The sequence below is a fragment of the Halarchaeum sp. CBA1220 genome (assembly GCF_003721175.2).
Lineage (GTDB): Archaea > Halobacteriota > Halobacteria > Halobacteriales > Halobacteriaceae > Halarchaeum > Halarchaeum grantii.
Genome location: NZ_CP054707.1, coordinates 337,608 through 349,851, shown reverse-complemented (window position 1 = coordinate 349,851; position 12,244 = coordinate 337,608). Strand labels below are relative to the sequence as shown.

Genomic DNA, 12,244 nt, shown 5'->3' with positions numbered 1-12,244 from the left:
TCAACTCGTTCTCCGGCCGGCGGCAAAAGCCCCGCGCTTTCGGTGGTTCACGGCGGGTCCGACCCGAGGCCTTCGGCGGTGTCGACGTCGCCGGTGACGCGCTCGCCGTGGACGAGCGGTTCGAGGATGATGCGCACCGCCTGCACGCAGAGGACGATGCAGAGCGGCCCGAGGAAGAGGCCGTACCAGCCGAACACCATCGTTCCGACGATGTAGCCGAAGAGTACGAGGCCGACGTGCGTCCCCCGGCCGGCGAGTTCGGGGAGGACGAACGTCATCGGGAGGAAGTCGAGGAAGACGAAACACACCACGAGGAGCGCCGCCGGGAAGACGAGCGACGCGTCCGGCGACCGCAGGGCGCTGTAGCCGAGGTAGCCGACGAGCGGGAGGTAGACGACTTTCCCGACGATGAGCGGGATCAGCGTGGTGAGTCCGGTGGCGACGGCGAGCGCCGTCGGGAACGGGATGGCGACGGCCGGGGGCGCGAGGAAGTTGTAGGCGTGGTAGGCGACGAACGCGCCGACGGCGACGACGAACACCATCAGCACCGTCCCCGAATACATCGTCTCGAGGTCCTGGTCGACGGCGCTGGCGTACGCCACCGTCGTGGTGTCCGACCCGGCGAACCCCCGGAACCACCGGCGGATCGAATCCCCGTCACGCAGCAGGTAGAACGCGAAGAGCGCGGCGAGCATGAGGTTCATGAGGGCGTTCGAGACGAAGTCGACGTAGTGGCGTGCCTGCTCCAGGAGGCCCGCGAGACTGGAGGACGCGGGGTCGCGCAGGTAGGCGGCGAACTCCGTGACCGGCTGTTGGAGCAGCGGGTCGACGTCGACGTACGGCCGGAGCACCGTCTGGTAGTTCCTGATGCGCGGCAGGAGTTCGTGGAACCCCATCACGCCGAGGTAGGCGGCGACGAGGAAGAACGGGAGCGCGACGAGCAGGAGCGTGCAGAGCGCGGCCGGACCCCCGGGGAGGTGTTCGTCGAGGCGTCGATAGACGGGCCGGACGCCGTAGTAGATGAAGAGGCCGAGGACGACCGTCCCGACGAACGAGTAGAGCGTGAACGCGACGACGCCCGCGAGCGCGAGCACGATTCCCCAGAGCACGACGCGCTCGCGATGGGCGGGTATCCAGTCCTCGACGCTCATCGTGTCCGTAACTCGGACGGCGACGAGAAAAGCGCGGCGGCTCCACGCACCCGAAGGCATTTGGCCCAGAGCGAGTGACGCGAACGTATGCCCTCCAGACGCGACGTCCTCGCGACCGCCGGCGCGCTCGCCGCCGCGTCGCTCGCCGGCTGCCAGACGCCATCGGACGGCTCGACGCGAAACGACTACCCGGAAGGCGTCGTCTTCGACGACGGCTGGCGCTCGCCGAACCACGACGGCGCGAACACGCGCTCCGTCCGCGACGGCCCGACGCTCACCGACCCCGAGGTCGCGGCGACGCTCCCGCCGTCACACGGCGGCGTGACTGGCGCCGACGGGCGGGTCTTCCTCGCTCGGCGCTCGACGCTCCGCGCGTTCGACGCCGCGTCCGGCGACGCGCTGTGGACGGCGTCGGCCGACGGCACGCACCCGCCGAGCGTGCTCGGTGACGTCGTCTACGCGCCCCACCCCGAGACACCCGTGGTTCGGGGCTTCGACGCCGAGAGCGGCGACGTCGTCGAGACGCACGACCTACCGGCGCGCGCGGTGACGCCGCCCGCGTGGAGCAACGGCCGCGACTCGTTCGCCGTCGCGCTCGCCGGCGGCCGACTCGCCGGCGTCCCCGTCGGGTCGGGCGAGACGTGGACGGCCGACCCGTGGGGCGGCGTCGAGGCCCACCTCGCGCACAACATGAACACCGTCGTCGCCGCGACGACGACCGGCGAGGTGTACGCGTACGGCGCGCGGGGGACGCCCCGGTGGCGGACGAACCTCGGCGCGGTCGACCTCGTCGCGCCCGTCGTCGGCGACGAGCGGGTCTACGTCGGCGGCTGGGACGGCACGATAGTCGGCCTCTCGCCGACGGACGGCGGACGCGTCTGGACGCGCGAGCGCGCCTTCGTGGACGCGCCCCTCGCCTTCGACGGTACGCGTCTCTATCACGCCGCCGGCGACCTCGTCGCGTTCGACGCGGCGACCGGGGAGACGGAGTGGACGTACGACGCGACGGCGTCCTGTGCGCCCGCCGTCGTCGACGACACCGTCTACGTCGGCCGCGACGACGGCGCGCTCGCGGCGCTCGACGCCGCGTCCGGCGAGGAGCGCTGGACGCTCGCGCTCGGCTCCTCGGTCGGGCCGACCGTCGCCGCCGTCGGCGACGCGCTCGTCGCGGCGGGCACTACGGACGACGGGCGCATGGCGACGTTCCTCGTCCGCTAGCCCTCGAAGCCCTCGACGAGTGCGACGCCCGAGCTCGCGCCGATGCGCTCGGCGCCCGCGTCCAGCATCGCCTTCGCCGTCTCGTAGTCGCCGATTCCGCCGGAGGCCTTCACCGGGAGGTAGGCCGCGAGCAGCTCGACGTCCGCGACCGTCGCGCCCCCGTCGGCGAACCCCGTCGAGGTCTTCAGGTAGTCCGCGCCCGCCTCGCGCGCGAGCTTGCCGGCGGCGCGCTTCTCGTCGTCCGTGAGGAGCGCCGTCTCCACGATGACCTTCACCGGGAGCGTGCTCGCCGCGACGACGGCCTCGATGTCCGCTCGCACCGCCTCGTGCTCGCCGGCCTGCAGGCGGCCGACGTTCACCACCATGTCGAGCTCGTCCGCGCCGTCCGCGGCCGCGAGTCGGGCCTCCTCGCGCTTCGCCTCGGTGGCGTGCTGGCCGTGCGGGAAGCCGACGACGGTGGCGAGCGTCACCTCGGGCGCGTACGCGCTCGCCTCCGAGAGATAGCACGGCGGCACGCAGGCGTTCATCCCGTACTCCTGACAGTCGTCGAGGACGCCCTCGACGTCGGCGACGGTGGTCTCGGGGCCGAGGACGGTGTGGTCGATGCGGGCGGCGAACTCCTCTCGGTTCATATCGGGAAGGCGCGTCCGGCCGGCAAAAAGCCAGCGTCAGGAGGGTCGGGTCGCCGACCAGAGGCGGTCGGCGAGCGTCTCGCCCGCCGCGCGCGTCACCGCGTCGCGGTAGGCCGGCCACGAGTAGACGCCCGCCGCCTCGTGCTCGAGCGTCACCGTCCCGGACGCCAGATAGGGCTCGCGCGCGCTCAGGTTCGCCGGGCTCTCGCGGCGTATCGCGGCCGCGACCGTCCCGTTCCCCGTCTTCGCGTAGCCGAACGCGACCGTCACGCGCCCGGACGGCGCCACCGGGTTGTACCGGAGGTCGGCTTCGGTCGTTTCGACGTCGAGGACGGGGCGGTCGTGGTCGTCCTCGAGCGTCGCGACGCGCTCGACGGTGACGCCGTGCGCGCGGAGGCCGGCCGCGACGCCCGCCGCCACCCGGTCCGCGTACGGCCCGTCCGCGTGGAGGTATATCGTCCCGTTCAATCCGCTCGTCGCGTTCTCCACCGACGACGTCCCAACGGCGGCCGACGCGGACTGCTGGGCGCTCCCCGCGTGGAACGACGCGTAGCCGAAGGCGGCCCCGACGAGGACGACGGCGCACGCGAGCGCGACGGCGGCCCCGAGCGCGAGACGGCGCTGTTGCTCGTTCACACTCCTGCGTCGGCGGCCGAGGAGAAGAACGTGGTGCCCGCGCGCCGCCACCGCCGCGACCGTCGCGGGCGGTTCTTCCCGGGATGGTAACGCTTTCCCCGCCGCGTCCCGCGTGCTACGAGTATGGTACTGCCGTCCGGGTTCACGGTGCCGCCCCTCCCCTACCTCCTCGGCCTGCTCGCGGCGACGCTCCTCGTCGCCGGCGCGCTCGTCCGCGAGCGGCCCGCCGTGACCTCCCGGACGGTGCTCGCGTTCGCGCCGTGGATGGTGCTCGGCTCCACGCTCTACGTCTGCTACCAGCTCGGCGTCGTCCCCGCGAGCGTCGCGCCGCTCGTCTCCGCGCCCGCCGTCTACCTCACGACGTTCGCCTGCATGGGCGCGGTCTGGCTCGCCGCGCGGCGGACGGCCGCACCCCGGCGCGTCCTCGCTGGCGTCGGCCTCCTCGGCATCTCCCTCCCCGTCGCCGTCGCGGTGCGCTACGGGACGACGCACGGGACGCTCACGCCCGCGTGGCCGCTCGCCGGCCTCCTCGTCGCCCTCCTCCTCACGGGCGTCTGCTGGGCGGGCCTGCGACGCCTCCGCGTCGAGGACGCCCGCGTCGTCGAGGGCGCGGGCGCGCTCGCCGTCCTCGGGCACGCCCTCGACGGCGTCACGACCGCCGTCGGCGTCGACATACTCGGCTTTGGCGAGCAGACGCCGCTCTCCCGGCTCGTCATGGAGTTCGCCGGCACGCTCCCCACCGCCTCGGTGCTGGGTGTCGGCTGGCTCTTCGTGCTCGTGAAACTCGCCGTCGCCGTCGGCGTCGTCCTCCTGCTCGCCGACTACGTGCGCGACGCGCCCGCTCAGGGCTACCTCCTCCTCGCGTTCGTCGCCGCCGTCGGCCTCGGCCCCGGCGCGCACAACCTCCTCCTCTTCACCGTCGCGTCCGCGTGAGGGCGGGCGTTTCAAGTCGCCGTGGTGTCTCCGCACGCCCATGAAGGCGTTCTGCGCGTTCCCGAGCGGGCTGTTCGTCGTCGAGGACGGTGCGGTGCGAGAGCGCCTCGGCGACGTCACGCCGACCTGCGTCGCGGTCAGCGGCGACACCGTCTGCTGTGGCACGAGCGACGCCGGCATCCGGCGCTCCGTCGACGGCGGCGAGTCCTTCCACCGGGTCGCCGACTTCGAGCGCGCGCACGTCACCGCGCTCGCCGTCGGCCCCGACGGGACGTGGTGGGCGGGCACGGAGCCGAGCGCGCTCTACCGCTCCGACGACGGCGGCCGCGCGTGGCGCGAGACGGCGCCGCTCACCGACCTCGACTCGAGCGACGAGTGGAGCTTCCCGCCGCGCCCCGACACCCACCACGTCCGCTGGGTCCGCCCCCGGCCCGACGACGGGGACTCGCTCGCCGTCGCCATCGAGGCGGGCGCGCTCGTCCGCACCACCGACGGCGGCGACACGTGGCGCGAGCGCGTCCCCGGCGGCCCCCTCGACGCGCACACCATCGCCACGCACCCCGGGACCCCCGACCGCCTCTACGCCGCCGCTGGCGACGGCTACCACGAGTCGTCGGACTGGGGGGAGACGTGGGAGACACCCGAGTCCGGCCTCAAGCACACCTACTGCTGGAGCGTCGCCGCGACCGAGCGCGACCCCGACACGCGCGTGCTCTCCGCCGCCTCGGGGCCGCGCGCCGCGCACTCGGAGGGCGGCGCCGCCGTCTATCGACGCGAAGCCGGCACCGACTGGACGCGCGTCCCGGCGGTCAGCGGCGACGACCTGCTCGCGCCCGTCCTCGCCGCCGGCGCGGGCCGCACCGTCTACGCGCTCTCCAACCACGGCCTCCAGCGCTCGACCGACGGCGGGCGGACGTGGCGCCGCGTCGCCCTCGGCTACGCGCCCGAGGAGCGCGCGACCGGCCTCGCGCTCGCGCCCTGACGCGATACCCGGACGCTTTTCTCGCTCTCACGCGAGGTATCGGTATGGCCAAACAGCCCCACCTGCTCGTCGAAGAGGGTGACGTGAACGACATCGCGCTCGTCCCCGGCGACCCCGGCCGCGTCGACCGCATCGCCGGCCACTGCGATGACGTCGAGGAAGTCGCCTCGAACCGCGAGTACACCGTCGTCAACGCCACCTACGAGGGCGTCCCCCTCACCATCTGCTCGACCGGCATCGGCGGCCCGAGCGCCGCCATCGCGCTCGAGGAGCTCGCGAACGTCGGCGTCGAGACCTTCGTCCGCGTCGGCACCACGGGCGCGCTCCAGTCCGACATCGAGATCGGCGACATGATCGTCGCCACCGGCGCCGCCAAGGAGGAGGGCACCTCGAAGCGCTACGAACCCGAACTCATCCCCGCCGTCCCCGACTACGACGTGCTCTCCGGGCTCGTCGACGCCGCCGAAGCCCGCGACGAGGACGTCCACGTCGGCCCCATCGTCAGCGACGACGCCTTCTACAACGAGAACGACGACTACGTCGCGGCGTGGAACGAGGCCGGTCTGCTCGCCGTCGAGATGGAGGCCGCGACCCTCTTCGCGCTCGCGCGCCGGAAGGGCCTGCGCGCCGGCGCCATCTGCACCGCCGACGGCAACCTCGTCGAGGGCACCCAGAAGGGCGCCGACAGCGACGAGGAACTCCCCGAGAAGGCGAAGAACAACGTCGAGCGCGCCATCGGCATCACGCTCGACGCGGTCGTCGCGCTCGCCTGACGCGAGCGCGACTGCACGTCGCACGGGGTGCGACGGAGTCGTCGACATCGCGTAGCGATTCGACGGCACGTAGGACGTGTTCGTCCTGCTGAGTCGTCGACGTCGTTCTTTCCCCGATCCTCGCGCTACTCGAGTCGCGCCGCTCACGGGTCGCTCTGCTCCTCGCTCGTTCTTTCCGCGGTTCCTCGCACTGCTCGGAACCGCGATGCATGACGAAAGAGCAAAACCCGCCGCGTCCTTCGGGACGGAACATGCTCGACGGCGCGCGACGGCGGCTGCGGCGGCTTCGCAGGCGAGCGCGCGCGCTCGAACGCCGCCGCTCGCGGGACGCGCGCCACTGGCTCGCGGAGACGAGCAACCTCACGCACGCCTCCGTCCTCCTCTTCGTCCCGCTGCTCATCGGCTTCGTCACCCTGCTCTCGAACGAACTGCAGGTCCTCTCCTTCCTCCTCTTCCCACCGCTCGCCTCCGGGACGTACACGCTCTTCGCGGACCCCGAGGGGCGCTACGCGAACCCGTGGACGTTCGTCGGCGGGATGAGTCTCGGCGCCTTCTGCGGGTGGGCGGCCATCGAGTTCACCGCGCTCCTCACCGGCCCGTCCGCGAGCGCCGGCGTCGCGACGCCGGGGGGCCTCTGGGAGGTGCACGCGTGGGCGGCCGCGCTCGCCATCTTCCTCGCCGGCGCGCTCACGTGGGTGCTCGACCTCGAACTCCCCTCCGCGTTCTCCACCGCGCTCCTCGTCCTGCTCACCGACCCCGGGCGCTTCGTCAGCGTCGCCGGTATCACCGTTTCCACGAGCGTCGTCTACGTCGCCACCGTCGCGCTCTCCGCCAGCGTCGTCGCCGGCGCCTTCGCCGTCTGGCGCCACGAGTTCTACGAGCGCCGCGCGCGCTACCTCTACTCGACGACGCAGGCCGACGACCACGTCCTCGTGCCGATGCGCGGCGAGACCGGCGACGCCACCGCGATGTTCGGCGCGCGCGTCGCCGCCGCCCACGACGCCGGGAAGGTCGTGCTCCTCGACGTCGTGGACGACGACGCAATCGACGCCGCCGAACGGCGCCTCCTCGAAGAGGGCGACGCTGAGGGTGGCGATAGCGCTGAGGGCGACGGCCGCGAGCGCGCCGAGCGTCGCGCCGCCGACGAGGCCGCCGCCGACCTGGAGCGCTGTGCCGCCCGCATCGAGACCCGCGTCGGCGTCCCCTGCGAGGTCGTCGTTGCCGTCGAGTCCGGCATCACCGTCACCTCCCTCCTCGATGCCGCGCGCGACACGAACTGCGACCTCGTCGTGACGGCGCTCGAACGCGACCCGGACGGCACGCCGACGCGCTTCCTCCGCGAGCTCTTCCGGAGCGACATCGACGCCATCGCCTTCGACTCGAAGACCGAGCGCACCGACTGGAAGCGCGTCATGGTGCCCGTCCGGGCCGCCGGACAGCTCGCGCACGCGATGGTGGACTACGGCCAGCGCCTCGCCGGGAAGGTCGGCACCGTCAGCGTCTGCACCTGCATCGGCGACGAGCGCTCCCGACGCACCGCCGAGTCGATGCTCGCGAACCTCACGGAGACGAGCGACGCGCGCTGTGAGACGCGCGTCTCGCGGGCCTCCCTCGACGAGTTCATCGAGCGCAACGAATCGCACTACGACCTCGTCGTCTTCGGCGCGCACGACTACGGCTCGCGCTTCGCCGTCTCGCAGGCCTTCGAGTGGGCCGAGGAGACCGAGACGGACGCCGCCGTCGTCCACACGCGCTAACCGGCCGCTCGACACGCCCGCCTTTGGCGTCCGCGTTCCGGGCCTACTCGCGCTCCTCGCCCTCCGAGACCTGCTTCGCCGTCTGCTCGGCGTTCTCGTCGCCGAGCGCGGACTGCACGAGGAGGCGCCCGCCGATGACCGCAGGGCTGATGACGGTGTTCGCGCCCGCCGCGCGGAGCTTCTCCTCGTTCTCGCGCTCGCTCGCCGCCGCGACGATGCGGATGTTCGGCTGGAGCTGGCGCGCCGTCAGAATCGCGAGCGCGTCCTGCCCGTCGTCGTTCGTCGCCGCGACCACCGCGTCCGCGCGGTCGATTCCCGCGTGCTCGAGCGAGGACGCGTCCGAGGGGTCCTCCGTGAGGACGTTCAGGCCGCGCTCGCGGAGGGATTCGGCGACCGCCGGCTCCTTCACGAGCACGACGAACGGCCGGCTCGCCGCGAGTTCTTCGAGGATCGATTCGGTGAGCTCGCCGTAGCCGGCGACGATCACGTGGTGTTCGAGGGATTCGAGTTGTGACTGGGTCATGCGTCCGAGTGCGGAGGCGAAGCGGGCTTCGATGGCGGGACCGAGCAGGGCGCTGAGCGCGAGACCGAACCCGGCGACGCCGAGGACGAGGACGGTGAGCGAGAAGAGCGTCGCCGCCGGCGTTTTGGGAGTTATATCGCCGTAGCCGACCGTGCTCGCGGTGACGAGCGTGTAGTAGAAGGCGTCGAGCAGGGAGTTCACGCCCGGGAACCCCTCGCGGAGCGCGTACGTCCCGACCGTGCCGTACGAGAGGACGCCCGAGAGGATCAGCGCCGCCGTGAGCTGACTCGTCGAGAGGGAGAGCTCCCGGTCGAAGCGCGAGCGCGTGAGCGCGACGACGGGGAGGGAGACGACGGAGAGCGCGACGAGCGGCACCGAGTAGATCGAGGACTGCACGAGGCCCTGGAGCGCCGTCACGGGCAGGAGGACGACCGTCGACCACCACGCGGCGCGGAGGCCGCGACGCATCCCGAGCGCGGACGCCACCATCAGGAAGCCCGTGAGCGTGCCCGTGAACCCCGCTATCTGCTGGACCGCGTTCGGAACGTACGGGCCGAACTGGGGGTTGAGGATGTTCACGACGCCGGTGATGACGGAGAGCACCGCGACGAGCGTCGTCAATAGCACCGCGACGCGCGTCGAGAGCACCCGCCGGCTCGTGAAGGCCATACCCGGTGAGGCGGCGCCCGCGACTATAAACAGCACGGGAACGACGACGAGGCCTCGCGACGTAGCGCGAGGCACGCCATCGACACCACACTCCCGTGACGCGACCGCGACCGCTGGCCGCAGACGGAGCCTCGCGACGCAGCGCGAGACGCGTCTGCGGCGATACCGATTTACCACGTCCACCCCACACCCGCGGTATGCCGCTCGGTCTCGCACTCGACTCGTTCCCGATGCAGGTACTGCTCGGGCTCTACCTCGGCGTCCTCACGGGCATCGTCCCGGCCCTCGTCTGCTTCGCGTTCGGGTTCAGCTTCAAGTACGTCACCGGACTCACCATCCCCGGCCTCGGTGTCGTCGTCCTCGGCGTCGCCATCGCCGGCATCAACGGCGGGCTGATGGCGTTCAACGACCCGACGATCCTCCAGTCCTCGAACAGCGTCGCCGTCGTCACCGGCCTCGTCATCGTGTTGATGCTCTGCTTCTACGCGCACGCGCAGGGCGACAAGCTCGGCACGAACCTCCCGAAGCACTTCTCCTTCAAGCGCCTCCGCGAGCGCACGCTCTCGAAGGACGTCGTCGACTTCGTCGGCGGCATGGGGCAGGTGCGCGTCCCCGTCGTCGGCGCCGTCGCGGACATGGAGGGCTACCCGCCGCTCCCCGCCGACCTCCGCGAGGAGATCGCCGGCGTCGACTGGACGTTCCCCGCCGACCTCCCGCTCGACGAACTCGAGCGCCGCTTCGAGGACCGCCTGCGCTCCGAGTTCGACGTCGCGGACGCCGACGTCCAGATCGACGCGCAGGCGCGCGCCACCGTCATCGTCGCGCCGCCGCTCTCCGGCGTCTCCAAGCGCGTCCCGCAGGGCAAGCGCGCCGTCTCCCTGACCGCCGTCATCCCGACGGGCGTCGCGCGCGGCGACGACGTCACCCTCACCACGAGCGCCGGCAGTTGCACCGGCACCGTCGTCGCCGCGAAATCCGGCGCGAAGACGGAGGAGAAAAAGGAGGCGGGTGACACGCCGCCCGTCGCGACCGACGGCGGCGCGACGGAGTCGCCCGCCGCGAAGTCCACGGCACCCGTGACCACGGGCGGCGAGGGCCGCATCACCGTCGCGACCGACCGCGCCTCGGCGGAGACCCTGCTCGACGCCACCGAGGGCGCCGTCGTCGTCACCGCGCGCGGGACGCGCCGCGAGTTCGAGCTGCTCTCGCTTCTCCGGCGCACCGGCAACCGGATGCGCCGGCTCACCGTCCGCGCCGACGGCCCGCTCGACGCCACCACCATCGGCGAGGCGAACGTCCGCGAAGTGTACGGCGTCGCGGTCCTCGCGGTCCGCCACGACGGCTCGTGGACGGTCGCGCCGCGCGGCGACACCGCCGTCACCGGCGGCGACGACTGCTTCGTCGTCGGGCCGCGCGAGAAACTGAACGCGTTCGCGGAGGCGGTGGCGTGACGATGCCTGCGACCCTCGCCGTCGTCGCCCTCCCGCTGCAAGCGGCCGCCGTCGACTACGTCGAAATCCTGATGCGCGGCGCGCTCCGCATCGCCGGCCTCGGCGTCTTCAGCTTCCTCGTCGCCGCCGTCGTCGGCGCGGTCTACCGGTGGTACTTCCGGCAGGCCGCGCACGTCGCGCTCGGCGCCTTCGCGGGCGTGTCCGCCGTCGCGCTCTACCTGAACACGAAGACGGCGCTCGCGTCCGTCGTCGCGAACCAGTCCACCATCTTCGACCCCGGGACCGTCGTGTTCAACGTCGCCGTGTTCTCCGTCGCCGCCGCGTTCGGCACTCCCGGCGCGAAGGCGGGCGAGCGCCTCGCCGTCGCGGCGTTCGCGTTCGTCGGCACGCGCGAACTCGACGGCGACGTGAGCCAGCTCGTGAAGGCCGTCGGGCGCGTCGTCGCCGTCGAGATCCCGAAGGACATCGAGGACGTCGAGGGCTACGACCCCGTCTCCGAGGAGACGAAGGCGGAGATGCGAAACAAGACCCTGCTCTTCCCGCGCAAGCTCACCGTCGCCGACCTCGAAGCGCGCGTCGCCGCGCGCCTCCGCGACGACTACGACGTCGGCTACGTCGACGTCGACATCGACGAGAACGGCGCCGTCGAGTACATCGGCGTCGGCACTCGCCTCGCCGGCATCGGCCCGACGCTCGGCCCCGGGATGGGCGCGACCGCCGTGAAGGCCGACCCGCCGAACAACGCGAGCCCCGGCGACGTCGTGCAGGTCTGGAAGACCGGACCCGAGCGCGAGCGCGTCGCCACCGCCGAACTCCGTGGCGTCGCCGGCGACGTCGTGACGCTCGCGCTCGACGCCGACGACGCCGAGCGCATCGCGGGCGGCGACTACCGGCTCCTCACGCTCCCGAGCGACCAGAACGCCGAACGCCAGTTCGCGTCCGTCCTCCGGGGCGCCGACGAGACGATGGTCACCGTCGCCGTCGACGAGGGGAGCCCGCTCGCCGGCGCCACCGTCGGCGACGTCGAAGCCACCGTCGCCGCCGTCCGCCCCGCCGCCGGTTCGATAGAGCCGATTCCCTCCCGCACTCGCGTCCTCGGCGTCGGCGACGTCCTCTACCTCGTCGCGCGGCCGGACGTCGTCCGCGACATCGAGGTGCGCGCGAGCGAGCGCGCCGCCGAGCGCGAGGGCGAACCCGACGGTGGCTCGCCCCCGACGACACCCTGATACGGCGCGCACTCGGACACGCGAGTATGGACTGGAAGCTCTTCGCGGACCTCGCGGAGGTCGCGGGCGACGACGAACCGTCGGTGCGCGTCGGCGACGACGCCACCGTCCGGGACGCCCTCGACGCGCTCATCGACGCGCACCCCGCGCTCGCCGAGCGTGTCCTCGCCGACGACGGCACCCTCCACGAGCACGTCAACCTCCTGCGGAACGGCCAGCGCGCCGAGCTGGACGAGCGCGTCGACGCCGGCGACGAGCTCGCGCTCTTCCCGCCCGTCAGCGGCGGCTGAGCG

12 protein-coding genes are annotated in these 12,244 nt (G+C 72.6%); 8 read left to right on the top strand and 4 right to left on the bottom strand.

Annotation, left to right across the window (positions count from 1 at the left end):
• Positions 1 to 47 precede the first annotated feature (47 nt).
• A complete protein-coding gene (locus tag EFA46_RS01865) occupies positions 48 to 1,151 on the bottom strand; it encodes an AI-2E family transporter (RefSeq protein ID WP_158604251.1) in 1,104 nt (367 codons plus the stop codon).
• 87 nt (positions 1,152 to 1,238) lie between these two features.
• On the opposite strand from EFA46_RS01865, the gene EFA46_RS01860 reads away from it, so the two are divergent.
• On the top strand, positions 1,239 to 2,369 hold the full coding sequence (locus EFA46_RS01860) for a PQQ-binding-like beta-propeller repeat protein (RefSeq protein ID WP_123075294.1): 1,131 nt from the start codon (positions 1,239 to 1,241) through the stop codon (positions 2,367 to 2,369).
• On the opposite strand, the gene deoC is transcribed toward EFA46_RS01860, so the two are convergent.
• Both deoC and EFA46_RS01850 read right to left on the bottom strand, forming a co-directional pair.
• Positions 2,366 to 3,001 (bottom strand): deoxyribose-phosphate aldolase, encoded by a 636-nt coding sequence (gene deoC / locus EFA46_RS01855; protein WP_123075296.1) that lies wholly within the window; start codon positions 2,999 to 3,001, stop codon positions 2,366 to 2,368. The two genes, EFA46_RS01860 and deoC, sit on opposite strands and share 4 nt — an antisense overlap.
• Positions 3,002 to 3,037: 36 nt before the next feature.
• Positions 3,038 to 3,637 carry a hypothetical protein gene (locus EFA46_RS01850; RefSeq protein WP_123075298.1) on the bottom strand — a complete coding sequence of 200 codons (600 nt, stop codon included), beginning with the start codon at positions 3,635 to 3,637 and terminating at the stop codon, positions 3,038 to 3,040.
• A gap of 123 nt (positions 3,638 to 3,760) precedes the next feature.
• On the opposite strand from EFA46_RS01850, the gene EFA46_RS01845 reads away from it, so the two are divergent.
• The 4 genes from EFA46_RS01845 (at position 3,761) to EFA46_RS01830 (ending at position 8,082) form a co-directional block, all read left to right on the top strand.
• Positions 3,761 to 4,570: a DUF63 family protein gene (locus EFA46_RS01845; protein WP_123075300.1), complete on the top strand. Its 810-nt coding sequence runs from the start codon at positions 3,761 to 3,763 to the stop codon at positions 4,568 to 4,570.
• A gap of 40 nt (positions 4,571 to 4,610) precedes the next feature.
• Positions 4,611 to 5,552, top strand: a complete 942-nt coding sequence (locus tag EFA46_RS01840) for a hypothetical protein (protein WP_123075302.1) — start codon at positions 4,611 to 4,613, stop codon at positions 5,550 to 5,552.
• Between the two features lie 44 nt (positions 5,553 to 5,596).
• A complete protein-coding gene (locus EFA46_RS01835) occupies positions 5,597 to 6,325 on the top strand; it encodes a nucleoside phosphorylase (RefSeq protein ID WP_123075304.1) in 729 nt (242 codons plus the stop codon).
• A 251-nt stretch (positions 6,326 to 6,576) separates the two neighbouring features.
• Positions 6,577 to 8,082: an HPP family protein gene (locus EFA46_RS01830; RefSeq protein WP_176969825.1), complete on the top strand. Its 1,506-nt coding sequence runs from the start codon at positions 6,577 to 6,579 to the stop codon at positions 8,080 to 8,082.
• Positions 8,083 to 8,125: 43 nt separating this feature from the next.
• Here EFA46_RS01830 and EFA46_RS01825 read toward each other — a convergent pair whose 3' ends face one another.
• Positions 8,126 to 9,274, bottom strand: a complete 1,149-nt coding sequence (locus tag EFA46_RS01825) for an NAD-binding protein (RefSeq protein ID WP_123075306.1) — start codon at positions 9,272 to 9,274, stop codon at positions 8,126 to 8,128.
• Positions 9,275 to 9,471: 197 nt separating this feature from the next.
• Between EFA46_RS01825 and EFA46_RS01820 the strand changes: the two genes are divergently transcribed.
• Genes EFA46_RS01820 through EFA46_RS01810 form a run of 3 tightly spaced genes read left to right on the top strand, consistent with a single transcriptional unit; the run spans position 9,472 to position 12,241 of the window.
• Positions 9,472 to 10,725, top strand: coding sequence for a potassium channel family protein (locus EFA46_RS01820; protein ID WP_123075308.1), 1,254 nt, complete (start codon positions 9,472 to 9,474; stop codon positions 10,723 to 10,725).
• A 2-nt stretch (positions 10,726 to 10,727) separates the two neighbouring features.
• The gene (locus tag EFA46_RS01815; protein ID WP_123075310.1) at positions 10,728 to 11,951 is read left to right on the top strand and encodes a TrkA C-terminal domain-containing protein; all 1,224 of its coding nucleotides are present in this window, start codon (positions 10,728 to 10,730) and stop codon (positions 11,949 to 11,951) included.
• A gap of 26 nt (positions 11,952 to 11,977) precedes the next feature.
• Positions 11,978 to 12,241 carry a ubiquitin-like small modifier protein 1 gene (locus tag EFA46_RS01810; RefSeq protein ID WP_123075312.1) on the top strand — a complete coding sequence of 88 codons (264 nt, stop codon included), beginning with the start codon at positions 11,978 to 11,980 and terminating at the stop codon, positions 12,239 to 12,241.
• The last annotated feature ends 3 nt before the right edge of the window (positions 12,242 to 12,244 follow it).

Bases quoted from the DNA above. Each gene is read 5' to 3' on its own strand.
- EFA46_RS01865 (WP_158604251.1), bottom strand. From the start codon at position 1,151: ATGAGCGTCGAGGACTGGATACCCGCCCATCGCGAGCGCGTCGTGCTC.
- EFA46_RS01860 (WP_123075294.1), top strand. From the start codon at position 1,239: ATGCCCTCCAGACGCGACGTCCTCGCGACCGCCGGCGCGCTCGCCGCC.
- deoC (WP_123075296.1), bottom strand. From the start codon at position 3,001: ATGAACCGAGAGGAGTTCGCCGCCCGCATCGACCACACCGTCCTCGGC.
- EFA46_RS01845 (WP_123075300.1), top strand. From the start codon at position 3,761: ATGGTACTGCCGTCCGGGTTCACGGTGCCGCCCCTCCCCTACCTCCTC.
- EFA46_RS01840 (WP_123075302.1), top strand. From the start codon at position 4,611: ATGAAGGCGTTCTGCGCGTTCCCGAGCGGGCTGTTCGTCGTCGAGGAC.
- EFA46_RS01835 (WP_123075304.1), top strand. From the start codon at position 5,597: ATGGCCAAACAGCCCCACCTGCTCGTCGAAGAGGGTGACGTGAACGAC.
- EFA46_RS01830 (WP_176969825.1), top strand. From the start codon at position 6,577: ATGCTCGACGGCGCGCGACGGCGGCTGCGGCGGCTTCGCAGGCGAGCG.
- EFA46_RS01825 (WP_123075306.1), bottom strand. From the start codon at position 9,274: ATGGCCTTCACGAGCCGGCGGGTGCTCTCGACGCGCGTCGCGGTGCTA.
- EFA46_RS01820 (WP_123075308.1), top strand. From the start codon at position 9,472: ATGCCGCTCGGTCTCGCACTCGACTCGTTCCCGATGCAGGTACTGCTC.
- EFA46_RS01815 (WP_123075310.1), top strand. From the start codon at position 10,728: ATGCCTGCGACCCTCGCCGTCGTCGCCCTCCCGCTGCAAGCGGCCGCC.
- EFA46_RS01810 (WP_123075312.1), top strand. From the start codon at position 11,978: ATGGACTGGAAGCTCTTCGCGGACCTCGCGGAGGTCGCGGGCGACGAC.